Below are 23331 nucleotides of genomic sequence, written 5' to 3'. Positions count from 1 at the left end.
TATTACTTTTTTTTCGGTTTGACACACTTTTTTGAACGTTCCCAATATTTTTCAACATATTCAAGTTGAAGATAGTATTTTTTAGAGAAATAGGGAGTGTTAAATAAACTGTGTCAAATCGCATTTTTAGTTCAACTCGATTTTTAACCTACCAGGAAAAAAGATATCAAGTTGAGAGATAGTTAAAGCCCAATCATGTATAGGCATAGTCCATTTCTCTCCTGCCTTCTTTATAGCACAATATACCTGTTTATACAAGGCATTTGTGCTAGTAAATGAGCCCTTGGTTTTAGTAAATTCTCGGCTATTTCTCTACTTGATATGTTTTTTTCAAATCATTCATGAAAACTTTTGCTCGATACATATTTCAGTGAATTTCTTATCTGATGTACTATACATTTCTGCTTTAGGAAATACACTGTTTATTGCTTTAGGAAAGCTTTTTAACACATACAATCAGGATATCTTCTACTCCTTTCTCTTTTAAGTCATTTAACATCCCTAGCCAAAAGTTAGCTCCCTCACTTTCTGCTATATAAAAGCCTAAAACTTCTTTTCTGCCATTTTGCTAATATGTTATACATACATTTGCTTACACAATGCCCGTCCTCCTTGACCTTAAAAAACCATGAACACTATTGGATATACAGATTGCAGCGGACGACTGCGCCATTCGTTGATTACCGGTAACAATTTGTCAGTAATACTTGATATCTCTGCTGCAGATATTTTATATTTCTTCTACATGCGATGCTATATCCCATGCCACTGGCATATGTACTTAAAACCTTTGCTTCAAGTTCGGTTGTTTGCCTTTTTCTGACTACTTGTGGCTCGAAACTTCCTTCTCTATCTCTTGGTGTCAATAGTTCAAATACTTGTCCGTAAAGTCTTTGAATTTCTTCGGTTGTTTTCTTCGCTTTCAGCCGACAAATGGTTTTCTATCTCGCCTTCCCTCTAGCAGTTTTTTTATAAATGGTGTTAATGCTCCATCTCTTCCTGTCAATGGTTTTCCTTCTCGTATAGATGATAAGATATTTGTTTCTAATTCTTTATAGTCTACCAAACCGGTAGTTCTGTTTGCTTGACTCATTGTCAAACCTCCATTTTTTTATCAATTTATTACTTTACTTCTCGGTTTGACACAGTTTATTTAACACTCCCGCATTTCCAAATTTTGTGAAGATTCAAATTCTTCTTGCATATCCAGTATGTCTTCTATTACTTGCTGATCTTCATCTCTTTCTTCTAATTGAAATGCTGCTGCTTGAGGTGTTTCTAGCAGTTTTTTTAATATTTCTGTGCGCAGTTTCTCTGGTATTGATTTCCACTGTAGCATTACTAGCATTTCATTGTGCAGCACTGACATTTTCTGTAGTGTTTTCACTTTTTCTGACAGTCCTTTATTTTCTTTTTGCAATGCTTCTATTTTTCTTTGCTGATACTGATTATCTGAATTTGTCATTGGTAATCCATGCATAACCTACTCCAAGTTAAAATTTAGATATTATTAATTAAGTGATACAGTTTCTTTAGTCAATCAATATATTATAACATTAGGATTAACAGCTAAAAGAATAGAATGAAATATCAGGCAATATCCTCTATAATTAAACTTTTAAGATGGAAAAATGACAATTCGTGTAGGAATTAATGGTCTTGGTAGAATAGGCAGAAGTGTATTGCGTGCTATTTTTGAAGTAGAAAACTATAGCGAGCAAATAGAAGTTGTGGCGGTAAATGGGTCGCTCAGTGCTGAGCAGCATGCACATTTGATTAAATATGACTCTGTTCATGGCAAATTTAACGGCGATATTGATTTTAACGAGTCTGAAAATTGGCTATCTATAAATGGCAGGAAATTTTCTTTATATAGAGAACGTAGCCCTGAAAATATTCCTTGGAATGTTGATGTAGTGCTTGAATGCACTGGTGCATTCAACAAGCGTGCGGAAGCAGCAAATCATAATGCAGAGAGAGTAATTGTCTCTGCTCCAGTTTCAGATGCTGACGTAACTATAGTTTACGGCGTAAATAACGATATGCTAAAAAAGGAGCATAAAGTGATCTCAGCAGGTTCTTGTACTACAAACTGTCTGGCTCCGATTGTACACATTTTACACTCCAATTTAGGTATAAAAAGCGGTTTTATGACCACTATACATGCCTATACGAATGATCAAAATATTCTTGATGGCAACCATAGAGACTTACGCAGGGCAAGAGCTTGTGGCCTTTCTATGGTGCCAACTACAACTGGAGCAGCAAAAACAATTGGTTCTGTTATTCCTCAGTTAAAGGGTAAGCTAGATGGTACTGCTATTAGAGTTCCGGTTAGCAACGTTTCTATGGTTGATTTTAAATTTACGACTGATAAGAAGGTAACAGCTAGAGAAATAAATGAAATGTTTAAGAATTCAGCAAATCATGTGCTTTCCGTATGTAACGAGCCTTTAGTTTCAATAGACTTTGTCCATAACCCTTATAGTGCAATTGTGGATTTAGCTGGTACATATGTCACAGGTGATATCTGTAGAGTTGCAGCGTGGTACGATAATGAATGGGCTTTTTCACTGAGAATGTTAGATATAGCTTTATTGTAAAGTATGAACGAAAACTCACAAAAATATGCTTCATTTTATGAGCACTTTGCGGAACTTAGAAAAAGGGTTATTTTTTGCTTTCTATTTTTTTGTGTTACCTTCGGGTTTTGTTACTACTTTAAAGAAAATATATACCGCTTTTTACTTGCACCTTTAATAGAAGTTACAAAAGATAGCAATGATTTTTCTCTAATCTATACAGACTTAACAGAAGCGTTTTTTGTATATCTCAGGGTTGCAATAATGAGTGCACTGTTGTTTTCTTTTCCTGTGTTTGCATGGCAATTCTATATGTTTCTAGCACCTGGCTTATATAAAAGAGAAAGGGCAGTGTTATTGCCATACTTAATTGCAACACCGGTTTTGTTTGTAACGGGAGCCGCTGTAGTTTACTACTACATATTTCCCTTAGCCTGGAAATTTTTTATTGCTTTTGAACATAGCGGTAAATCTTTCGGTATACCAATAGAGTTTATGCCATCAGTTAGTGAATATTTAGACCTTGTTCTTCAATTCATGTTTGCGTTTGGTACTGCATTTCAAATTCCAGTCATACTAACCTTAATGGTGAGAGTAGGGCTAATCACTGCACAAAGTTTGTCAAATAAACGCAGAATTGCGATAGTGGTAATTTTCATTATTGCTGCAATCTTAACTCCACCTGATGTACTAAGCCAAGTAGGGCTTGCAATTCCAATGTTGGTATTATATGAGCTGTCTATTCTGATATGTAGATACATTGAAAAGAAAGCAAAGGATTGAATCAAGAATATTATTTATAAACAAAGAATGAGCACCGGAGCGCTTTTTCTTGTTTGAGTGTTTTTGGCACCACAGCATTTTATTAATTTATTGACTTGTTTACTTAAATATATAATAATTAAAGTATATTATTATTTTGAATAGGAGAATTTTATATGCCAAAATATGAAGAGTTAAACGGAACACAACAAGAATTATATGGTAAGTTACAGGCTGCGATGGAAGAACATGAGAATATTATTGATCTTCTTACAGGATTTTCAAAAGAGGATTTGCTGAAAATTCTTACTACTGTGAAATGTATAGAGTTTGAAGATGGTGAAGAACATACTCTAACACCGCTTGCCTACGCTATAAATCTTAAGAACTCGTTAAATAGTCAGAGATATATTACAAATATTCTAAGTGTAGCTAAAGAGAAAGATATATTAGAAGAAGTTCTTACTACTGCGGATATAAAGATCAAGCTCTCAAATGGTCAAGAATATACTTCAACACCACTTGTCCATGCTATTATTCTTAATAAACAGAGAGGCATTCAAGCTATCCTAAATGTAGCTAAAAGAAATAGTATATTAGAAAAAGTTCTTACTACTGCGAATATAAAGATCAGGCTTTCAGATGATCAAGAACATACTCTAACACCGCTTGGCTGTGCTATAAATCTTATTAATCAGGAAGTTAGTCAGAAAAGTATTAAAGCTATTATAGATGTAGCTCAAGATAATGATATGTTAGAAAAAGTTTTCGCTAGTATAAAAAAAGATCATCTTAACAAAACCAAGAATATTTTAGAAATACTAAAAAATCAAGAGCAAGATGAAGAGCAAAAAGCTAAAATTGATGGTTGGCTAAAAATACTTGCAAAGAGCATATCTAGTTGTGAAAGTAAAGATGATCCTAACACAATTGAAATGTACGATAGAGTTGAGGAGATATGTGAAAAGCAAGAGCAAGAGGATTGGAAATTAACCCTTGAAAGGATCGTGCCTAATCACGAAAATAAAGACAAGTGTGAAATATTTTCTAAGATTTTTAACGAGGAGACTTTCAAAGTATCATTAGATTCACAGCGAAATGCTGATATGATAACATTAATTAGAAAGAACCAGCCTGATTACGAAAGTAAAGAACAGTCTTTAGTAGATGAAAGCAGCGTACCTCAAACTGAAGGAAATATAACTGATGAAAGTAGTACATCTGAAATAAGTATTATGCCCGATTGTGAAAGTAATGAACAGTCTTCAATGGCTGAAAGCATCGTTCCTAAAACTGAAGGAAATATAACTGATGAAAGTAGTACATCTGAAATAGAGAGTAGTAAACAAAAAGACAAAGTAAAAACTACTAATAAACCAATAATAATTGGCTGTGTTTATGGTGCTATAGCTGCATTGGCAACTGGTGGTGGATGTTTTGCTGCTGGTGTTGCATTACCGATATTGGCTTTAATTGGTATAGCTGCTGCTCTAGTAACAGGACTTGTTGCTGGTGGTATTAAATATGTAATTTCAAAGCCTAGTGAGAATCTAGATAGAGTTAATGTAGGACAAGGAGTTGTTGATACAGGGGTAAATATAACAGCGTAGTTAAGTGAAAGGAAGAAGTCTATTCTTCCTTTTCTCAAAGTTTTTTTTGTTGATCATATATTCACAGAATTAAGTTCGATAGGTTGCTGTGTAAAAGATTGGGAAGTAGTTTTGTTAGTATTGAAAATTATAGCTCTTTTCCTAATAGTGTGAACATGGTGGAATAGGTAAAGTAGCGAGGAGATGTGAATGCCAGCAGCATATAGTTATGATTTAAGGAAAAAAGCATTGGATGTAGGGGAAAGTAGAGCATTTGTAGCCAAGAGGTTCAAAGTTAACATTCTATGAATGGCAAAAAGGTGCAAGAAAATAGGCGATTTTAAATCAAAATGTAGATCCAATAGGGGAACGTTCAAAAAAGTGTGTCAAGCCGCATTTTTAGTTCAACTCAATTTTCAATCTATCTGGAAAGAAAATATCAAGTTGAGACATAGTTAAAGCCCAATTAGGGAGAGCCATAATCCACTTTTGCTCTACCTTTTTTATAGCACAATATACCTGTTTGTACAAGGCATTTGTACTAGTAAATGAACCCTTAGTTTTAGTAAATTTCGGGAACGTTCAAAAAAGTGTGTCAAACCGAAAAAAAAGTAATAAATTGATATAAAAAATGGAGGTTTGATATGGGTCAAGCAAATAGAACTACTGGTTTGGTAGATTATAAAGAATTAGAAACAAATATCCTGTCATCTATACGAGAAGGAAGACCATTGACAGGAAGAGATGGAGCATTAACACCGTTTATAAAAAGGTTGCTAGAGGCAAGTCTGGAAGGTGAAATAGAAAGCCACATGTCAGCTAAAAGTGAAGAAAATAACCGAAGAAATGGAAGGAATGCAAAAACTTTACGTACAAGTTCAGGCTCATTTGAACTATTAACACCAAGAGACAGAGAAGGAAGCTTTGAACCGCAAATAGTCAAAAAAAGGCAAACAAGCCTACATCCAGAACTTGAAGCAAAGGTCTTAAGCACATATGCCAGTGGCATGGGATACAGAGATATAGCTTCACATGTTGAGGAAATATATGACCACAAAATATCAGCAGCAGAGATATCCAGTATTACTGATAAACTGCTACCAGTAATCAATGAATGGCGCAGCCGCCCACTGCAATCAGTGTATCCAATAGTGTTTATGGATGGCATGTTCTTTAAGGTCAAGGAGGACGGACATTGTATAAGTAAATGCATGTATAATATATTGGGCATAAATCAAAATGGCAGAAAAGAAGTATTAGGTTTTTATTTGGCTGAAAGTGAAGGAGCTAACTTCTGGTTGGGAGTTCTAAATGACCTAAAAGAGCGAGGAGTAGAAGATATTCTAATTGCCTGCATTGATGGGCTAAAAAGCTTTCCTGCGGCTATAAATAGTGTGTTTCCTAAGGCAGAAGTACAGCTATGTATAGTGCATCAGATAAGGAATTCACTGAAATATGTATCTAGCAAAGATGTAAAAGTTTTCATGAATGATTTGAAAAAAATATATCGTGCTTCAAGTAAAGAGATCGCTGAGAATTATCTGCTTGAGCTGGAAGAAAAATGGGGAGAGAAGTATCCTTTAGTTATAAAATCCTGGCAGAACAATTGGGAAAACTTATCCAGTTATTTTAAGTATTCTGGGCAAGTTAGGAAGCTGATTTACACCACCAATCCAATTGAGGGGTTGCATAGACAAATCAGGAAATTTACTAAAACTAAGGGTTCATTTACTAGTACAAATGCCTTGTACAAACAGGTATATTGTGCTATAAAAAAGGTAGAGCAAAAGTGGATTATGGCTCTCCCTAATTGGGCTTTAACTATTTCTCAACTTGATATTTTCTTTCCAGATAGATTGAAAATTGAGTTGAACTAAAAATGCGGCTTGACACACTTTTTTGAACGTTCCCTTTGAAAAGTTTATAGCTCAATTTAATAAGGGTCTGCTAAATCAATCAATAGAGCAGATATTACACAACAGAGATAGTACATTAGAAGTTGATGGTACAAAAAAACAGCAGATGAGTTTAGAGCCTCAAAGTTATTTAAGTAATGCTTCAGTTCACAGCCATTCAGAAGTATCAACTTGTCTTTCTGAGATAGGAGTAACCAAACTTGGAGGTAATCTCAATAGGTAAGTTATAATATAAGGGGTAATATGCCAAGTAGTGGAAAATTTAAAGTGAGGGTAGCCAAAATAATTAGGGAAACCAGTAGCAAGTTTGATGATCCTAATACTAAAATGGATGAAGTAGACATTAAATGCTAAATGTTTGATGTGTTTTCCATATTGAGCTTACAGCACGTAGCTTTGATGTAGAAGTTTGGGTAACGTTATGATAGTAATTTATATAATTCTGTGTGCTATCTTTATAGCTGTTTTAGACAGTTCATTAGACTCTTAATTATGGGGTATGTTTAACTTAAGAAAGGTTTTCATAAATGTTGAAGTGAATAAGTAGGAATATTATGTTTTTTCTTTGAGTTGTGAAATTTCAGAATGAGAAAAACCTGTAGTTTGTGATATGATATCAGTAGAGACACCAGCTTTAAGTAGGTTTTTTGCCACAGCTATTTTAGCTTGTTTTTCTCCCTCTTCCCTACCTTTTTGATGGCCGATTTGGATGCCTTCTTGTCTACCTTCATGTTTAGCATCATCGAGTTTTTGAGCAAGGACAGCCTGTTCATCACGAATACGCTTGATCTCCTGTTCATAGGCAATAAATTCTTTTTCTGACCAGTTGAACCTATTTAGTTCTTCATATGCTCTTTCAATTATTAGATCACTTCCTATTATTCTCTCTAGCTCTTCTTCACTAGTTTCATCTGCATATCTAAAGAAGTAGACCCATTTTTCAACTATACTTGAAAGCTGATCTTCTTTGGTTTTTGGAAATTTAGGTAACTCAATAAATATAAAGTAAAAATCTTTTAGATCATGCTCATTAGTATCTTCATCGCGAATAGTATGCTTTGATTTGTACTCAGACTTATCAGGAAATAAAATACAGTCTGCTATAGCAATAAAGATAATTTCCTTAAGGTCATGATATTGATCGCCTTTATCAGCCTGTCTTGAATAGGCTTTAGCAGCATAGTATTGAGCACGTTTTTCAAAGCCTTTGGTTTTAGCGACCTGCATTTCGACTATGACTTGCAGCCCATTTTCATCCCTACAAAGAACATCAACAATGCTTTGTTTTTTAGAAGCAATATCAGGGTCTTGAATAGTACTTAAGAACTCTATATCCTTTATTGTACTTTTGCCAGTGAAGCCAAGGATATCATTAAGGAAGTGAATAAGAATGTCCTTGTTTTTTTCAGTGCCAAAGATGCGCTTGAACGATATATCATTTTTTGGATCGAGAAACTTCGAAAGAGCCATGACGGGTTAACCTAGAAAACATTAATAATTATACACAATTTTGAAGAAATGTTCAACAATTTTGATTTATGTTAACTTGTATAATATCTATGACAAATATCTCGATAAGGTACAAAATAGCGCAAAAAGTAAGGAGCTGGAGGTTAAAACAAAAATATACCCTGAAAAACTTAGCAGACAAGGCAGGCATAAACTATCATACACTGCTAAGATATGAGCAAGGAGCATGTGGCATTCCAATTGGAAGGCTAAAAATCCTAGCAGAGTCGTTATCAATCCCTATTAGAAATCTCTTTCCAAAACAAAAAGTACTAAAAGAAAACAGTTGTTTTGATAAAGCTAAGACCCAGGAAATGTATAATTTCATAGAAAAAACAGGAGGACGCAAAGCAATTTATATGTTAACCAAATCTGTCCGAGCTGAAGAAGAAAGTAATGTAAAAGCAGCAAGAATAAGAATTGCAAGGAATCTAGTTAAGGCAGGGTTTGATACTGAGGTTATCTATCGAGTAACAGGCTTATCAACTAAAGAATATGCTGATAAAGAGAGATACGAGCCAAACGGAGGACAAGAGATAAAAAAATGGAGAATAATAAGAGGATATACGCAAGAAGAATTAGCAAAAAAGCTTAATGTAGGGCCCTCACAGATACATCACTATGAACAAGGTAGCGTTACTCTTTTAAGTGAAAGGTTGTGGGAGATAGCAAGAGAATTATCAGTGGATGCTGAAGATCTGATAAAGGAATACAAAGAAAATGATTGCGAAGGAGAAAATGAATTATTAAGTTTGGCAAGAGAATATAGAAAAATTGATAATCAAGAATCACGAGATGAACTGAATATATGGGTAGAATTTTTATTGCAAAGAAAGCAAATTTACAAAGAGAAGATTGATAAAGTAGAGGAAATGAAAGTTACAAATAATTTACTTCAGTTAGGTTTTTCTACTGATGTTATTTCTAGAATAATTGATTAACAACAACCTTTTTACATAACTTGAAAACAAATATATATTAATATCTTTACTTATTCATGAGAAAATAAGTAAAAAAGATTGAAAAATTGATTTGACTTCACTCGAAAGCTATGGCTTTATGCCAATGCTGATAAAAAACAGCAGTAAATAATTAAAAACAATTTGTTATTAACGAGGAGTATATTTTATGAATAATGGTAAAAAACTTACAGAAGAAATAGAGAGAGTATTACAAAGTGGAGGAGGAAGTGCTCTATTTGATCGCGAAATAGTGGCAGTACTTCTAGGAGCAGTTCACGACAGAAAGCAAGCACAAGATGTTACTAAAACTCTAATGGATAATTGCCCAGGAATAGGAGAAATTTTAGGGCGAGAAATCGATGATCTGAAAATGATAGAAGGAATGACCGAACATGCAGCCGCAGCAATTGAATGTGTTAAAGAAGCTTATAAAAGAGCACTAAGAGAAGGATTAAAGAGAGGACCTGTAATGGATAGCCAAGAAAAGCTGATAGAGTATGTAAGGGTAAATATAGGCTTTTCAGCAAAAGAAGCTGTTCAGATAATATACTTGGATAAACAGCACCGTCTGATAAGAGATGAAGTGTATTTTGGTACAATAGATGAAGTACACTTATCTGAAAGGAAAGTGGTAAAAAAGGCGTTATCAATGGAAGCAGCGTCAATAATATTAGCTCATAACCATCCAGGAGGGAGTTTAGAACCATCAGAAGATGATAAAGTAATGACTAGAGAATTAGTATCAGCATGTCAAGGAGTGGGAATTGAACTAGAGGATCACATTATTATGACAGACAAAGGATACTGCAGTTTTAAGGAAAGAGAGCTGTTATAAAACAAGTTTCAATTGCTTGAGAAGTTTGGCTACCAACTACTACAAAACAATACAAAGAGCATAAGTAGCAAAAAAACTTAGTCAAGAATCTGAAGAGAGATATTGGAGAATTACAAAATATAAAAGATCTTTGTATAGTTTGTATATTAAGTTGTGATTAAAGAATAAAAGTCCTGATAAAGCTATTCTTTTATTATAAATAGTTGCAAGATATACAAGATCTTTTTATAATTTGTGTATTAAGTTAATCATAAAGCAATAAATTGCTCTATAGACTTGAATAATATGCTTAATATGAGAGGTTATATGACTACTAAAAAAACAGTATCATTTGATGATATGGATGGAAATACTTATGAGTTAATCATTGATTCTAAAAAATTACCAAAAGGACTATATAGTGCTATTAGGCGTACTAGCAAAAAAAATCAGCAGCTTATACTTGTAGATGAGACTGATCCGAAAATATTTGATGATAAAAGCAGGTTTGAGAAGCCTGAAGGTGTGCCTTCCCCTAGCGATGTTTCTGAAAAATCAATCAATCTTGGAGAAGGACGTGAGGTTTATAACAAAAAATCTTCAAATCGTCAAAATCCGTTTATTCCAGCCTTAAGCAAGATAGAGCCAAGTGCAAGTGAAAATGCAGAATTAAGATGGTTTAAAAGTAGAGTAGTAAAGGCAAAAAGCGTAGAAGAACTGAACAAAACTATAGATCAAGCACTAAGTACTGGAATCAGGATAAATGCGTATAGCGAAGGACAGAAGAGTTTTGCTGATACAGTAATATCGAAAATGCCTTTGATCAAATGCAAAGAAAATGAGAAGGAAGATATAATATGTGAATTGATGCTAAATGGAGCGATATTTAGTTACGATCTATTGCAGGATAAGGGAATAAGTGAGATGCATAACAAACTGTATCAAGAGGTTCGTCCACAGATAGATGAGTGGCTTAAAGAACTGAGAGAAATCGGTGAAAGTGCTATTGAAAATGAAGGAATCATAGAAGACGTGGAAATGGATAATCAGACGTTTTTTATGAAATTTTCTGAAAATAGTAAGGTAAATATTGCAAGGGTATTGGAAGGTACAAAAAATTTAGGGTTAACCACAAGGGAGGTAAAATTAGGAGGTGATGTTATAGAAATAGGAAATAGTAAGGTTGAGGTTAGAAGTGAAAAAGAAGGTGAGAGGAATTACGTTGATGTGTCTGACAATAGTGCTTTTGAGATAACATTTTCTACAAGTATTGGTAGCCTAAAAATTGTAGTATACCATAATGCGGAAAATGACAGTCAAGTAGAGGTCAGAGTAGCAGATAAAGAAATGTGGTCTGAACTACAAAAGAGAGGGGAAAATATAGGAAAAGGGTGTTTTTTTGGAGGAATGACGGTCACAGAAGCGGTAGAAAAAGGAAGTTTTCCTAGGAGTGGCAAGTGGAGTAAAGATAAGGTTGAAAAGACAATTAGTAATAGCGGGAACGTTCAAAAAAGTGTGTCAAGCCGCATTTTTAGTTCAACTCAATTTTCAATCTATCTGGAAAGAAAATATCAAGTTGAGACATAGTTAAAGCCCAATTAGGGAGAGCCATAATCCACTTTTGCTCTACCTTTTTTATAGCACAATATACCTGTTTGTACAAGGCATTTGTACTAGTAAATGAACCCTTAGTTTTAGTAAATTTCCTGATTTGTCTATGCAACCCCTCAATTGGATTGGTGGTGTAAATCAGCTTCCTAACTTGCCCAGAATACTTAAAATAACTGGATAAGTTTTCCCAATTGTTCTGCCAGGATTTTATAACTAAAGGATACTTCTCTCCCCATTTTTCTTCCAGCTCAAGCAGATAATTCTCAGCGATCTCTTTACTTGAAGCACGATATATTTTTTTCAAATCATTCATGAAAACTTTTACATCTTTGCTAGATACATATTTCAGTGAATTCCTTATCTGATGCACTATACATAGCTGTACTTCTGCCTTAGGAAACACACTATTTATAGCCGCAGGAAAGCTTTTTAGCCCATCAATGCAGGCAATTAGAATATCTTCTACTCCTCGCTCTTTTAGGTCATTTAGAACTCCCAACCAGAAGTTAGCTCCTTCACTTTCAGCCAAATAAAAACCTAATACTTCTTTTCTGCCATTTTGATTTATGCCCAATATATTATACATGCATTTACTTATACAATGTCCGTCCTCCTTGACCTTAAAGAACATGCCATCCATAAACACTATTGGATACACTGATTGCAGTGGGCGGCTGCGCCATTCATTGATTACTGGTAGCAGTTTATCAGTAATACTGGATATCTCTGCTGCTGATATTTTGTGGTCATATATTTCCTCAACATGTGAAGCTATATCTCTGTATCCCATGCCACTGGCATATGTGCTTAAGACCTTTGCTTCAAGTTCTGGATGTAGGCTTGTTTGCCTTTTTTTGACTATTTGCGGTTCAAAGCTTCCTTCTCTGTCTCTTGGTGTTAATAGTTCAAATGAGCCTGAACTTGTACGTAAAGTTTTTGCATTCCTTCCATTTCTTCGGTTATTTTCTTCACTTTTAGCTGACATGTGGCTTTCTATTTCACCTTCCAGACTTGCCTCTAGCAACCTTTTTATAAACGGTGTTAATGCTCCATCTCTTCCTGTCAATGGTCTTCCTTCTCGTATAGATGACAGGATATTTGTTTCTAATTCTTTATAATCTACCAAACCAGTAGTTCTATTTGCTTGACCCATATCAAACCTCCATTTTTTATATCAATTTATTACTTTTTTTTCGGTTTGACACACTTTTTTGAACGTTCCCAAATTGACAATCAAGAATCACGAGATGAACTGGATATATGGGTAGAATTTTTATCGCAAAGAAAGCAAGTTTACAAAGAAAAGATTTATAAAGCAGAGGCAATAAAAGTTGCGAATAATTTACGTATGTTGGACGTTTCTATTGATGCTATTTCTAAAATAACAGATTTATCTATTGAGGAGCTTGAAAATTATGCTTTCAAAACTTAGCCTGGGTTAAAAACAGCGATAGTTTATTGACTCAGAAATAATATATTAAGATATAAATAAAAGTAGTTAATATATCTACTCTAAACTCTTGTTTAGCTCTGCAGAATTTGGCATCTCTACTTATCAAGATATAACATCACAGAATTTATCTATCAGTTCCTGATTGTCCTCTATCATTGCCTTTGCCTCTTGCTGAAGAGATTTGATATTTTTTGATGTAATATTATCCATGTCAGGTGATGCTATTTTTAGTTGCGATTGTATGCGTATATATTTATCACCTATAACTTGATCAAGTTGGTAATTTACTGCATCTAAACTTGAGGCAAACATCACATGTAGTAGTGGTTTTATCCAGCCTATTTTTCCCAATCTCTTTGAATTGGCTATGCTTCTATCTGTTCTGCCAGTACCTATCGATAACAGTAGAATATCATCATTTGGAAATAACCTCTTACCACTTGCATATGCACAAGCCGCTGGATTATTGGCAAACACCCCTCCATCCACTAATACCATTTCCTTGTGGTTGATTTTTAGATGTTTTGGTATGAAATAAGTAGGGGCAGCCGTTGCAGCTCTGAGTGCATCTTTCAGCTTAATATTACCTTCTTTCCAGCTTTTAAAGAAAAATGGACGATTATTGTGAATATCATAACTTGTAATTAGCAAATTACTTAAAGTGTTTTTTAGAGTATCACCACCAAAATATTTATCCAGTACAAATTCAATATTTTTATATGGATATTGTGCACAGTTAAACCAAGATAATATTGATTGCCTGAAGAATGAAGATTTAAAAATATATGACCCGTATTCTTGGTAAAATTCAACTAAATCATTGGCTGAGTATTGGGGATTTCCTTGTTCATCTTTCCTGCATAACCCTGCTACAACAATCCCACCAGTTGAAGTACCAGCCATAAGATCAAAAATCTGGGAAATTGTCTTCCTTGCTCTCTTTTCTATTTCTGCTAATATTATGGCTGGTATGATGCCTCTTATGCCTCCGCCGTCAATTGAAAGGATGTATTTAGTCATGAGTAGATATTTATTAGTTTTATTAACTTGCTTGCTTCTATCAGGATTTTCTAGTTGTCCAAAAACTACAGTATGTTTTACTCCTGGAGAAAATTGCACCAACCTAATAATTGATTCCGTGGATCATGCTAAAAAATCCGTGTTGGTTCAGGCATACCAATTTACCTCAAAGCCTATTGCTGAGTCCTTGGTTCAAGCTAAAAAGCGTGGAGTTGATATTAAGGTTATTCTAGATGAATCACAAACTAGTTCAAAACATAGTGTAATTAACGAATTATTTGAGCACAAAATTCCGATATGGATTGACTTTAAACCCGCTATTGCTCATAGCAAGGTAATTATTATTGATGAGCAAAAAATCATAACCGGATCATTTAACTTTTCAGATGCCGCTCAGCAAAGAAATGCTGAAAACCTACTGATCATAACAGGAGATTCTCCACTAGTTGAACAATACGTCAAAAATTGGAAAAATCGTCAATCGCAGTCTAAGCATTATACACCAGACTTTAAGTTGTTATCTAAGTGAGGAAAGTCACCTCTCCCCACTCGACTTCAAAACCGGACTTGATAGTTTCCCATCATCCGGCTTCTCTCTAATTTGGCGCTTTTCATGCATACTCCCATGTAATTCGTCGTGACAATGCCCATGCAACAAGGATAAATTTTTGCTCATATTATTACGTCTATTCCGGTCTTTATGGTGTATCTCTAGGATATCATTATTTTTGAACCAAAGTTGACATTGATCACATTTACCTTGTTGCAACTTCATTAATTTTATTACTCGTGGTGATTTTCCTGGAACTTTACTTAAGCGATTTGCCCAATATAACCAATCTCCGTCATATAAGGTCTGAGGCGGCTTTTGATGGTATGCCAACAGTGTTCTATGGGATTCAAATCTGGTGAATATGTTGGAAGATACAGCACATGACAGCCAAAAGACTCTATTAATGATTTTGTTTTAGTGGTCTTATGAAATGTAGCATTATCCATAACTATGGTTGTGCCAAGTGGCAATTTAGGTTTCTCCAACCATATATTGAATACCTCTTTGTCACACCCACCTTTGAAAGTCATTGGTGCAATAAATCTCATTCCAATCCACCCGGCTACTATACTGATTCTCTCTCGCTGGAATATCTGCATAAATTTTCTTTCCTCTTGGAGCACGTCCATATTCTCGGTATAATTTATTATCAACTCCTGCTTCATCTATATATAAGATGCTGGAATGGTCTATTTTTGAGATTTTATCAATAAACTGCTTCTTGATTGCGCTCTTGATATAGTGTGACTTTTTTTTAAAGTAATTTTTAGCTGTTTTAGTCTATACCAAATTGAATTTATTCCAAATCCAAGATTTTGTTTCATCTCTGCCAGAGTATGATCTGGATTCTTTGTAACATATTCTTCGAGTATTTTTGGGTCTATTTTTCGAATGAAGCTGCCGTTTTTAGATGGCTTGAGGCTTTCACCAGCAGCTTTCTTTTTTAACCAGCGGTACAAAGTTGCTATTCCTATCTCCAGAAGCTCTGCCACCTCAACCTTCGTCTTCCCTTTTCCTATCATCGATATTGCCTTTTCTCTTAAATCCACACTATACGCCATTATAACCCAAATACCTTATTATACCTTTATCATTTACTTTGGGAAATACTATAGTTTCAAGAGATGCTAATATTGATAAGGCAATAGACAGTATTTGTAGAGTATGTCTACAAAATCAAGGGCAAGATTGTGCAGCTCCGAATTCAATACTAGTACATTCAAAAATTTCGAACTTGGTTGTTAATAAATGTATTCAAAGATTGGATTTGATTAAGAATTGTATTGGTGATTATGCTAATTATAATAATATTATTGGACCCAATACTGACTGCTCTCACGCTCTAAAAATTGCACGAGTGTTATATGAAAACAGAAATTTCCTGCAGTATGGTGGAGAGATTAATCCAGCAACAGGCTTAATTAAGCCTACAGTACTTGTTAAACCCTTATTAGAAGGCGGTAATTTTTCTGAACTTTTTGTGCCAGTTATTATTTTACAGCCTTACGAGACAGATGAGGATTTAAAAATGTTGAACATCCTAATTATAAGTCACATGCTATGTATGTAACCTTGTTTGGTACAAGCAAATATGTTTCAACATTAATTGAAAAAGGTTTGCATACCAGGGATAACATATTGCGTGATACGGATCTTCATGTAGAAGAGAGAGGATTTAAGCCATATGGAGGGTTAGGCATAGAGGCAAGTTGTATACAGTTTTATAATAAAATTATACCAGGTGCAACTTTGCCACAGCGTGATATATATACTTACTTAATTGGCCCAAGCATAAAACGGACAAAAGGAATAAGTATTTCCCATTAATAACTGTGATCTTACTTAGAAAAAGTGGTGAAAAAGTTAGGGATGTTTTTATTTAGTGCAGATGCGTTTTCTACTGAAAAGGATGATATTAATCAGAAGGATTTTATTCCATTTGGGATAAAAACTATTACAAATTTTCCTGTTATTTCCAAATAAATTGCTTTTAATTTAGTAAAATATATTGCTAATAACTTAAGCAATCAATCATTTTCAGCAACCAAAACCAGCTAGTGAGAGAAGAGTTTGTTTTGGGATAGCATGGTCTACCATGTGTACCGTGCGAACTTTTATTTATAATAATTTTACTATACGCTAAAATCAGCTATATTAGCTTACTTTTGCTAAATTTACATATGAACTAATTTACCTAGCTTTGTAACGTAGCATTTTGCTCCCCTTATACTCATCATTTCTTCCAAATCTCGATAGCTCAAAGAGAATCGACATTTCATGTATACAGATAACATCCTCTGAAAAGCTAAATCCTTTGAAATATGGCAACAATTTTTGATTGATACGAAACATCTTTGCTTTTTTTTTAGACAATTATATCATTCTTCTTTCTACTTCCCTACAAATGCGACAGAACCGAAAAACTTCCTCTTATGGCTGTAAAAATGTTATGATAAGAGCTAATTTTCATGAGTAGGAAAATACCAAAATATTACTATCTTCCATCTTTTCTCTTTTCAATTCGTGCAACCATTTCTTTTACACTTACATTCGTGGAAGGTAAATTTTTGCTGGCAAGATGGTTGATCGAAGATTTTTTATTCCCTACTGGAAATGAACAAGATTGTTTTCTCTTCACACTGATATCCGTTTGTATTACTGAAGTAGTTTTGTTTTCAGCAGGCAACACGTTCTTTACTTGATTTCGCTCAAATCTTTCTTTTAATGCCTTTACTTTACTACTCTCGCGAGTCACTTCTTTTTTCATAGCAACTACTAGTACTTTTGGTCCATCAGCTTTTTTTGCTGATTCTTTACCATCTTGATTTTCAGATTTTAGTGGTAGTATAGGGTTACTCTCAGCTGATTTTTCCACTACTATTTTTTGCTCTGTGCTTACTTTTTCGCCTAAATCTTTAGGCTTTGGTGGTACTGCAGGTTTATCTTTTTTCGGTTCTTGTCTAATTTTTTGATTGGCAGTAAACATTTTCTCTGGTACTGGTGGTACTCTTGGTGGTTTTGGTGGTACAAGAGATTGAAGTTGTTGTTTCTTCCTATGTTCTCTTTTTGCTTCTATATGTTCTTTAGAGATTGTTGCATAAATCGGCTCCTCTTTAATTGATTGTAGATTACGCAAATCTTTTGTTAAAGATTTACTTTTTTCCTCTTGATAATTTGATATTTCTTCATACTCAGGATCTTCGTTTAATGAACCTCCATAACCTGAATCTTCTCGCTCATATAAGAGATTTTTCTTTTGCTGTCTATTTTCTAAATTTACTCCATATGACCTATATTTATCTTGACTTCTTTCTATTCGCTCTAAATCTGAAATTTTTTGAATAACATCTGTATATTCGATTACTGTTCTAGCAGTTGAAGGAGGCAATTTATCTTTTATAAAATTACTTATATTCCTAATCGAAACATCTCTTCCTAATATTCTATTGAATATCCTAAGAATTAATGGCTTTTTATTTGCCTTCTTTACACAATTACTCAAGTCATCACGTATAACAAGTTTAGCTACATCTTCTGCCTTATCTGTAAAACCCTCTAAAGCATGAGATAAATCTGTTACTGTTTTACCATATTGTTTCTCTGGATTTCCTAGCTTTATAGCTTTGATCAGAGAATCAAGATTTTTTTTATAATCCTCACTTTTAAATGGATCATGCATACTAATTGTAATATTTTATTGAAATATAGATCTAAAATATTAAGATCTAGTGAATATTACTTTTTTAGTTCACATATAGCTATAGTTATACGGCGATAATGCGTAGCAGAATAACGATTTTGTCATTCTAGTGTCCGCTGTTACCCCTTATCTAGGTGTGTAAAGGTGAAATCTAGTTTCGCTATATAACACAGTCTCATACAAGTAGCTTCTCGATTGAGAGTTGTCTTCTGCATTGAGCTCAACATTATTTACTACTTTTTCAGTGATAATTTCGGCAAACTCAGGAGAAAGTTCTTTTGCAGAAAATGCAGCATGTACATCATTTTTAACAAAGAAACACGTAGCAAGTGCAAATACTGCTGTTGGTACACAGCACCAAGGAAAAGCTATACTAAAAAAAAGTTGTAGAAGCTACTAAAGTAAATATTGCTTGAAGCATAATATACTGTTTATCAATGCCAACATATTCAGCCATCAATTTTCTAATTTTGTTATTGCTGTCGTATGGTAAAAAAATATCTTAATAAAAGCTGTTACACTATTACTAGCAAGATATCAATCACGCTCTATTGGAGGGAACGTTCAAAAAAGTGTGTCAAACCGAAAAAAAAGTAATAAATTGATATAAAAAATGGAGGTTTGATATGGGTCAAGCAAATAGAACTACTGGTTTGGTAGATTATAAAGAATTAGAAACAAATATCCTGTCATCTATACGAGAAGGAAGACCATTGACAGGAAGAGATGGAGCATTAACACCGTTTATAAAAAGGTTGCTAGAGGCAAGTCTGGAAGGTGAAATAGAAAGCCACATGTCAGCTAAAAGTGAAGAAAATAACCGAAGAAATGGAAGGAATGCAAAAACTTTACGTACAAGTTCAGGCTCATTTGAACTATTAACACCAAGAGACAGAGAAGGAAGCTTTGAACCGCAAATAGTCAAAAAAAGGCAAACAAGCCTACATCCAGAACTTGAAGCAAAGGTCTTAAGCACATATGCCAGTGGCATGGGATACAGAGATATAGCTTCACATGTTGAGGAAATATATGACCACAAAATATCAGCAGCAGAGATATCCAGTATTACTGATAAACTGCTACCAGTAATCAATGAATGGCGCAGCCGCCCACTGCAATCAGTGTATCCAATAGTGTTTATGGATGGCATGTTCTTTAAGGTCAAGGAGGACGGACATTGTATAAGTAAATGCATGTATAATATATTGGGCATAAATCAAAATGGCAGAAAAGAAGTATTAGGTTTTTATTTGGCTGAAAGTGAAGGAGCTAACTTCTGGTTGGGAGTTCTAAATGACCTAAAAGAGCGAGGAGTAGAAGATATTCTAATTGCCTGCATTGATGGGCTAAAAAGCTTTCCTGCGGCTATAAATAGTGTGTTTCCTAAGGCAGAAGTACAGCTATGTATAGTGCATCAGATAAGGAATTCACTGAAATATGTATCTAGCAAAGATGTAAAAGTTTTCATGAATGATTTGAAAAAAATATATCGTGCTTCAAGTAAAGAGATCGCTGAGAATTATCTGCTTGAGCTGGAAGAAAAATGGGGAGAGAAGTATCCTTTAGTTATAAAATCCTGGCAGAACAATTGGGAAAACTTATCCAGTTATTTTAAGTATTCTGGGCAAGTTAGGAAGCTGATTTACACCACCAATCCAATTGAGGGGTTGCATAGACAAATCAGGAAATTTACTAAAACTAAGGGTTCATTTACTAGTACAAATGCCTTGTACAAACAGGTATATTGTGCTATAAAAAAGGTAGAGCAAAAGTGGATTATGGCTCTCCCTAATTGGGCTTTAACTATTTCTCAACTTGATATTTTCTTTCCAGATAGATTGAAAATTGAGTTGAACTAAAAATGCGGCTTGACACACTTTTTTGAACGTTCCCAAATGCGGCTTGACACACTTTTTTGAACGTTCCCTGACTATTGGATTTACTTTCTTTGATATCTCCTCTAATGTTATGTGTGTTTTTCGTAGTATTTTCCATGACCTTATGGTTGTAGTAATCTTTTTCTTAACCTTATTGCTAATTGCTGGAAGAAATGCAACGAAATATTTCCCTATCTTGCTCTTTGCTTTTCTAGGTCTAAAAGTATATCCTAGGTAATCAAAGCTTTGTGTAGGAAACATATTCTTCCTGTTGCCATCCTTACAATACACAATTTGTGTTTTATCAGGATGTAACTTTAGCTTATATTTAGCTAATCTTTCTTTGATCATTACTCTCATAAATTCTGCCTGTTTTTGCGTCTTGCAGTGCACTATTGCATCATCTACATACCTCTCAAATGGTACTGTAGGGTAGTTCTGTTTCATCCATATATCAAATACGTGATGCATGAAGGGAACGTTCAAAAAAGTGTGTCAAGCCGCATTTTTAGTTCAACTCAATTTTCAATCTATCTGGAAAGAAAATATCAAGTTGAGACATAGTTAAAGCCCAATTAGGGAGAGCCATAATCCACTTTTGCTCTACCTTTTTTATAGCACAATATACCTGTTTGTACAAGGCATTTGTACTAGTAAATGAACCCTTAGTTTTAGTAAATTTCCTGATTTGTCTATGCAACCCCTCAATTGGATTGGTGGTGTAAATCAGCTTCCTAACTTGCCCAGAATACTTAAAATAACTGGATAAGTTTTCCCAATTGTTCTGCCAGGATTTTATAACTAAAGGATACTTCTCTCCCCATTTTTCTTCCAGCTCAAGCAGATAATTCTCAGCGATCTCTTTACTTGAAGCACGATATATTTTTTTCAAATCATTCATGAAAACTTTTACATCTTTGCTAGATACATATTTCAGTGAATTCCTTATCTGATGCACTATACATAGCTGTACTTCTGCCTTAGGAAACACACTATTTATAGCCGCAGGAAAGCTTTTTAGCCCATCAATGCAGGCAATTAGAATATCTTCTACTCCTCGCTCTTTTAGGTCATTTAGAACTCCCAACCAGAAGTTAGCTCCTTCACTTTCAGCCAAATAAAAACCTAATACTTCTTTTCTGCCATTTTGATTTATGCCCAATATATTATACATGCATTTACTTATACAATGTCCGTCCTCCTTGACCTTAAAGAACATGCCATCCATAAACACTATTGGATACACTGATTGCAGTGGGCGGCTGCGCCATTCATTGATTACGGGAACGTTCAAAAAAGTGTGTCAAGCCGCATTTTTAGTTCAACTCAATTTTCAATCTATCTGGAAAGAAAATATCAAGTTGAGAAATAGTTAAAGCCCAATTAGGGAGAGCCATAATCCACTTTTGCTCTACCTTTTTTATAGCACAATATACCTGTTTGTACAAGGCATTTGTACTAGTAAATGAACCCTTAGTTTTAGTAAATTTCCTGATTTGTCTATGCAACCCCTCAATTGGATTGGTGGTGTAAATCAGCTTCCTAACTTGCCCAGAATACTTAAAATAACTGGATAAGTTTTCCCAATTGTTCTGCCAGGATTTTATAACTAAAGGATACTTCTCTCCCCATTTTTCTTCCAGCTCAAGCAGATAATTCTCAGCGATCTCTTTACTTGAAGCACGATATATGGGAACGTTCAAAAAAGTGTGTCAAGCCGCATTTTTAGTTCAACTCAATTTTCAATCTATCTGGAAAGAAAATATCAAGTTGAGACATAGTTAAAGCCCAATTAGGGAGAGCCATAATCCACTTTTGCTCTACCTTTTTTATAGCACAATATACCTGTTTGTACAAGGCATTTGTACTAGTAAATGAACCCTTAGTTTTAGTAAATTTCCTGATTTGTCTATGCAACCCCTCAATTGGATTGGTGGTGTAAATCAGCTTCCTAACTTGCCCAGAATACTTAAAATAACTGGATAAGTTTTCCCAATTGTTCTGCCAGGATTTTATAACTAAAGGATACTTCTCTCCCCATTTTTCTTCCAGCTCAAGCAGATAATTCTCAGCGATCTCTTTACTTGAAGCACGATATATTTTTTTCAAATCATTCATGAAAACTTTTACATCTTTGCTAGATACATATTTCAGTGAATTCCTTATCTGATGCACTATACATAGCTGTACTTCTGCCTTAGGAAACACACTATTTATAGCCGCAGGAAAGCTTTTTAGCCCATCAATGCAGGCAATTAGAATATCTTCTACTCCTCGCTCTTTTAGGTCATTTAGAACTCCCAACCAGAAGTTAGCTCCTTCACTTTCAGCCAAATAAAAACCTAATACTTCTTTTCTGCCATTTTGATTTATGCCCAATATATTATACATGCATTTACTTATACAATGTCCGTCCTCCTTGACCTTAAAGAACATGCCATCCATAAACACTATTGGATACACTGATTGCAGTGGGCGGCTGCGCCATTCATTGATTACTGGTAGCAGTTTATCAGTAATACTGGATATCTCTGCTGCTGATATTTTGTGGTCATATATTTCCTCAACATGTGAAGCTATATCTCTGTATCCCATGCCACTGGCATATGTGCTTAAGACCTTTGCTTCAAGTTCTGGATGTAGGCTTGTTTGCCTTTTTTTGACTATTTGCGGTTCAAAGCTTCCTTCTCTGTCTCTTGGTGTTAATAGTTCAAATGAGCCTGAACTTGTACGTAAAGTTTTTGCATTCCTTCCATTTCTTCGGTTATTTTCTTCACTTTTAGCTGACATGTGGCTTTCTATTTCACCTTCCAGACTTGCCTCTAGCAACCTTTTTATAAACGGTGTTAATGCTCCATCTCTTCCTGTCAATGGTCTTCCTTCTCGTATAGATGACAGGATATTTGTTTCTAATTCTTTATAATCTACCAAACCAGTAGTTCTATTTGCTTGACCCATATCAAACCTCCATTTTTTATATCAA

The 23331-nt window shown here is 34.5% G+C and carries 22 protein-coding genes and 6 pseudogenes; 14 read left to right on the top strand and 14 right to left on the bottom strand.

What is annotated here, in order from left to right:
* Positions 1–126: 126 nt before the first annotated feature.
* Both OOT12_RS03310 and OOT12_RS03305 read right to left on the bottom strand, forming a co-directional pair.
* Positions 127–1093: pseudogene (locus tag OOT12_RS03310) on the bottom strand (IS256 family transposase).
* Positions 1094–1153: 60 nt separating this feature from the next.
* Positions 1154–1480, bottom strand: coding sequence for a hypothetical protein (locus tag OOT12_RS03305; protein WP_264376193.1), 327 nt, complete (start codon positions 1478–1480; stop codon positions 1154–1156).
* Between the two features lie 151 nt (positions 1481–1631).
* On the opposite strand from OOT12_RS03305, the gene gap reads away from it, so the two are divergent.
* The 4 genes and pseudogenes from gap to OOT12_RS07365 form a co-directional block, all read left to right on the top strand.
* Positions 1632–2603, top strand: coding sequence for a type I glyceraldehyde-3-phosphate dehydrogenase (gene gap / locus OOT12_RS03300; protein WP_264685396.1), 972 nt, complete (start codon positions 1632–1634; stop codon positions 2601–2603).
* A gap of 3 nt (positions 2604–2606) precedes the next feature.
* Positions 2607–3365 carry a twin-arginine translocase subunit TatC gene (tatC, locus tag OOT12_RS03295; protein WP_010401503.1) on the top strand — a complete coding sequence of 253 codons (759 nt, stop codon included), beginning with the start codon at positions 2607–2609 and terminating at the stop codon, positions 3363–3365.
* A gap of 155 nt (positions 3366–3520) precedes the next feature.
* Positions 3521–4954 (top strand): WD_0033/WD_0034 family tandem repeat-containing protein, encoded by a 1434-nt coding sequence (locus OOT12_RS03290; protein WP_264685395.1) that lies wholly within the window; start codon positions 3521–3523, stop codon positions 4952–4954.
* A gap of 189 nt (positions 4955–5143) precedes the next feature.
* A pseudogene (locus OOT12_RS07365) lies at positions 5144–5284 on the top strand (IS630-like element ISWpi11 family transposase); the annotation flags it as partial.
* 48 nt (positions 5285–5332) lie between these two features.
* Here OOT12_RS07365 and OOT12_RS03280 read toward each other — a convergent pair.
* Positions 5333–5506, bottom strand: a pseudogene (locus tag OOT12_RS03280) (IS256 family transposase); the annotation flags it as partial.
* A 71-nt stretch (positions 5507–5577) separates the two neighbouring features.
* Here OOT12_RS03280 and OOT12_RS03275 point away from each other — a divergent pair.
* Both OOT12_RS03275 and OOT12_RS03270 read left to right on the top strand, forming a co-directional pair.
* Positions 5578–6810: an IS256 family transposase gene (locus OOT12_RS03275; RefSeq protein ID WP_264685173.1), complete on the top strand. Its 1233-nt coding sequence runs from the start codon at positions 5578–5580 to the stop codon at positions 6808–6810.
* 22 nt (positions 6811–6832) lie between these two features.
* Positions 6833–7072 carry a hypothetical protein gene (locus OOT12_RS03270; RefSeq protein WP_264685394.1) on the top strand — a complete coding sequence of 80 codons (240 nt, stop codon included), beginning with the start codon at positions 6833–6835 and terminating at the stop codon, positions 7070–7072.
* Positions 7073–7401: 329 nt separating this feature from the next.
* Here OOT12_RS03270 and OOT12_RS03265 read toward each other — a convergent pair whose 3' ends face one another.
* Positions 7402–8319: an Rpn family recombination-promoting nuclease/putative transposase gene (locus tag OOT12_RS03265; RefSeq protein ID WP_264376205.1), complete on the bottom strand. Its 918-nt coding sequence runs from the start codon at positions 8317–8319 to the stop codon at positions 7402–7404.
* Positions 8320–8408: 89 nt separating this feature from the next.
* Between OOT12_RS03265 and wmk the strand changes: the two genes are divergently transcribed.
* The 3 genes from wmk (at position 8409) to OOT12_RS03250 (ending at position 11721) form a co-directional block, all read left to right on the top strand.
* Positions 8409–9299 carry a WO male-killing family protein Wmk gene (gene wmk, locus OOT12_RS03260; RefSeq protein ID WP_264376204.1) on the top strand — a complete coding sequence of 297 codons (891 nt, stop codon included), beginning with the start codon at positions 8409–8411 and terminating at the stop codon, positions 9297–9299.
* 187 nt (positions 9300–9486) lie between these two features.
* Entirely contained in the window at positions 9487–10155 is a 669-nt protein-coding gene (locus tag OOT12_RS03255; protein ID WP_264376203.1) for a JAB domain-containing protein, read from the top strand.
* 306 nt (positions 10156–10461) lie between these two features.
* Positions 10462–11721 carry a hypothetical protein gene (locus OOT12_RS03250; protein WP_264685393.1) on the top strand — a complete coding sequence of 420 codons (1260 nt, stop codon included), beginning with the start codon at positions 10462–10464 and terminating at the stop codon, positions 11719–11721.
* Here OOT12_RS03250 and OOT12_RS03245 read toward each other — a convergent pair.
* Positions 11666–12898, bottom strand: coding sequence for an IS256 family transposase (locus OOT12_RS03245; protein WP_096097236.1), 1233 nt, complete (start codon positions 12896–12898; stop codon positions 11666–11668). The two genes, OOT12_RS03250 and OOT12_RS03245, sit on opposite strands and share 56 nt — an antisense overlap.
* Before the next feature lie 45 nt (positions 12899–12943).
* Here OOT12_RS03245 and OOT12_RS03240 point away from each other — a divergent pair, with 45 nt between their 5' ends.
* The gene (locus OOT12_RS03240; protein WP_264685392.1) at positions 12944–13177 is read left to right on the top strand and encodes a hypothetical protein; all 234 of its coding nucleotides are present in this window, start codon (positions 12944–12946) and stop codon (positions 13175–13177) included.
* A 123-nt stretch (positions 13178–13300) separates the two neighbouring features.
* Here OOT12_RS03240 and OOT12_RS03235 read toward each other — a convergent pair whose 3' ends face one another.
* Positions 13301–14218: a patatin-like phospholipase family protein gene (locus OOT12_RS03235; RefSeq protein ID WP_230609042.1), complete on the bottom strand. Its 918-nt coding sequence runs from the start codon at positions 14216–14218 to the stop codon at positions 13301–13303.
* Between OOT12_RS03235 and OOT12_RS03230 the strand changes: the two genes are divergently transcribed.
* On the top strand, positions 14217–14747 hold the full coding sequence (locus OOT12_RS03230; RefSeq protein ID WP_264376200.1) for a phospholipase D family nuclease: 531 nt from the start codon (positions 14217–14219) through the stop codon (positions 14745–14747). The two genes, OOT12_RS03235 and OOT12_RS03230, sit on opposite strands and share 2 nt — an antisense overlap.
* A gap of 284 nt (positions 14748–15031) precedes the next feature.
* Here the strand turns inward: OOT12_RS03230 and OOT12_RS03225 are convergent, their stop codons facing one another.
* The gene (locus OOT12_RS03225; RefSeq protein ID WP_264685391.1) at positions 15032–15400 is read right to left on the bottom strand and encodes a transposase; all 369 of its coding nucleotides are present in this window, start codon (positions 15398–15400) and stop codon (positions 15032–15034) included.
* Between the two features lie 60 nt (positions 15401–15460).
* Positions 15461–15832: a transposase gene (locus OOT12_RS03220; protein ID WP_264374776.1), complete on the bottom strand. Its 372-nt coding sequence runs from the start codon at positions 15830–15832 to the stop codon at positions 15461–15463.
* 38 nt (positions 15833–15870) lie between these two features.
* Between OOT12_RS03220 and OOT12_RS03215 the strand changes: the two genes are divergently transcribed.
* Entirely contained in the window at positions 15871–16341 is a 471-nt protein-coding gene (locus tag OOT12_RS03215) for an aldehyde dehydrogenase family protein (protein WP_264374777.1), read from the top strand.
* Positions 16332–16598, top strand: coding sequence for a hypothetical protein (locus OOT12_RS03210; protein ID WP_264374778.1), 267 nt, complete (start codon positions 16332–16334; stop codon positions 16596–16598). Before OOT12_RS03215 ends, OOT12_RS03210 begins: the two co-directional genes overlap by 10 nt.
* Positions 16599–16984: 386 nt before the next feature.
* Here the strand turns inward: OOT12_RS03210 and OOT12_RS03205 are convergent.
* Both OOT12_RS03205 and OOT12_RS03200 read right to left on the bottom strand, forming a co-directional pair.
* A pseudogene (locus OOT12_RS03205) lies at positions 16985–17123 on the bottom strand (IS6 family transposase); the annotation flags it as partial.
* A gap of 142 nt (positions 17124–17265) precedes the next feature.
* Positions 17266–18450 carry a hypothetical protein gene (locus tag OOT12_RS03200; RefSeq protein WP_264374821.1) on the bottom strand — a complete coding sequence of 395 codons (1185 nt, stop codon included), beginning with the start codon at positions 18448–18450 and terminating at the stop codon, positions 17266–17268.
* A 647-nt stretch (positions 18451–19097) separates the two neighbouring features.
* Between OOT12_RS03200 and OOT12_RS03195 the strand changes: the two genes are divergently transcribed.
* The gene (locus tag OOT12_RS03195) at positions 19098–20330 is read left to right on the top strand and encodes an IS256 family transposase (RefSeq protein ID WP_264685173.1); all 1233 of its coding nucleotides are present in this window, start codon (positions 19098–19100) and stop codon (positions 20328–20330) included.
* Here OOT12_RS03195 and OOT12_RS03190 read toward each other — a convergent pair.
* The 4 genes and pseudogenes from OOT12_RS03190 to OOT12_RS03175 form a co-directional block, all read right to left on the bottom strand.
* A complete protein-coding gene (locus OOT12_RS03190) occupies positions 20271–20834 on the bottom strand; it encodes a reverse transcriptase domain-containing protein (RefSeq protein WP_264685390.1) in 564 nt (187 codons plus the stop codon). The two genes, OOT12_RS03195 and OOT12_RS03190, sit on opposite strands and share 60 nt — an antisense overlap.
* Before the next feature lie 22 nt (positions 20835–20856).
* A pseudogene (locus tag OOT12_RS03185) lies at positions 20857–21636 on the bottom strand (IS256 family transposase); the annotation flags it as partial.
* 28 nt (positions 21637–21664) lie between these two features.
* A pseudogene (locus OOT12_RS03180) lies at positions 21665–22039 on the bottom strand (transposase); the annotation flags it as partial.
* 34 nt (positions 22040–22073) lie between these two features.
* The gene (locus OOT12_RS03175; RefSeq protein WP_096097236.1) at positions 22074–23306 is read right to left on the bottom strand and encodes an IS256 family transposase; all 1233 of its coding nucleotides are present in this window, start codon (positions 23304–23306) and stop codon (positions 22074–22076) included.
* Positions 23307–23331 lie beyond the last annotated feature (25 nt).

The organism is Wolbachia endosymbiont (group B) of Parapoynx stratiotata, from assembly GCF_947250635.1.
Lineage (GTDB): Bacteria > Pseudomonadota > Alphaproteobacteria > Rickettsiales > Anaplasmataceae > Wolbachia.
This window is presented reverse-complemented; position numbering and strand designations above follow the sequence as displayed.

Bases quoted from the DNA above. Each gene is read 5' to 3' on its own strand.
- OOT12_RS03305 (WP_264376193.1), bottom strand. From the start codon at position 1,480: ATGCATGGATTACCAATGACAAATTCAGATAATCAGTATCAGCAAAGA.
- gap (WP_264685396.1), top strand. From the start codon at position 1,632: ATGACAATTCGTGTAGGAATTAATGGTCTTGGTAGAATAGGCAGAAGT.
- tatC (WP_010401503.1), top strand. From the start codon at position 2,607: ATGAACGAAAACTCACAAAAATATGCTTCATTTTATGAGCACTTTGCG.
- OOT12_RS03290 (WP_264685395.1), top strand. From the start codon at position 3,521: ATGCCAAAATATGAAGAGTTAAACGGAACACAACAAGAATTATATGGT.
- OOT12_RS03275 (WP_264685173.1), top strand. From the start codon at position 5,578: ATGGGTCAAGCAAATAGAACTACTGGTTTGGTAGATTATAAAGAATTA.
- OOT12_RS03265 (WP_264376205.1), bottom strand. From the start codon at position 8,319: ATGGCTCTTTCGAAGTTTCTCGATCCAAAAAATGATATATCGTTCAAG.
- wmk (WP_264376204.1), top strand. From the start codon at position 8,409: ATGACAAATATCTCGATAAGGTACAAAATAGCGCAAAAAGTAAGGAGC.
- OOT12_RS03255 (WP_264376203.1), top strand. From the start codon at position 9,487: ATGAATAATGGTAAAAAACTTACAGAAGAAATAGAGAGAGTATTACAA.
- OOT12_RS03250 (WP_264685393.1), top strand. From the start codon at position 10,462: ATGACTACTAAAAAAACAGTATCATTTGATGATATGGATGGAAATACT.
- OOT12_RS03245 (WP_096097236.1), bottom strand. From the start codon at position 12,898: ATGGGTCAAGCAAATAGAACTACTGGTTTGGTAGATTATAAAGAATTA.
- OOT12_RS03230 (WP_264376200.1), top strand. From the start codon at position 14,217: ATGAGTAGATATTTATTAGTTTTATTAACTTGCTTGCTTCTATCAGGA.
- OOT12_RS03235 (WP_230609042.1), bottom strand. From the start codon at position 14,218: ATGACTAAATACATCCTTTCAATTGACGGCGGAGGCATAAGAGGCATC.
- OOT12_RS03225 (WP_264685391.1), bottom strand. From the start codon at position 15,400: ATGGACGTGCTCCAAGAGGAAAGAAAATTTATGCAGATATTCCAGCGA.
- OOT12_RS03220 (WP_264374776.1), bottom strand. From the start codon at position 15,832: ATGGCGTATAGTGTGGATTTAAGAGAAAAGGCAATATCGATGATAGGA.
- OOT12_RS03210 (WP_264374778.1), top strand. From the start codon at position 16,332: ATGTATGTAACCTTGTTTGGTACAAGCAAATATGTTTCAACATTAATT.
- OOT12_RS03200 (WP_264374821.1), bottom strand. From the start codon at position 18,450: ATGCATGATCCATTTAAAAGTGAGGATTATAAAAAAAATCTTGATTCT.
- OOT12_RS03195 (WP_264685173.1), top strand. From the start codon at position 19,098: ATGGGTCAAGCAAATAGAACTACTGGTTTGGTAGATTATAAAGAATTA.
- OOT12_RS03175 (WP_096097236.1), bottom strand. From the start codon at position 23,306: ATGGGTCAAGCAAATAGAACTACTGGTTTGGTAGATTATAAAGAATTA.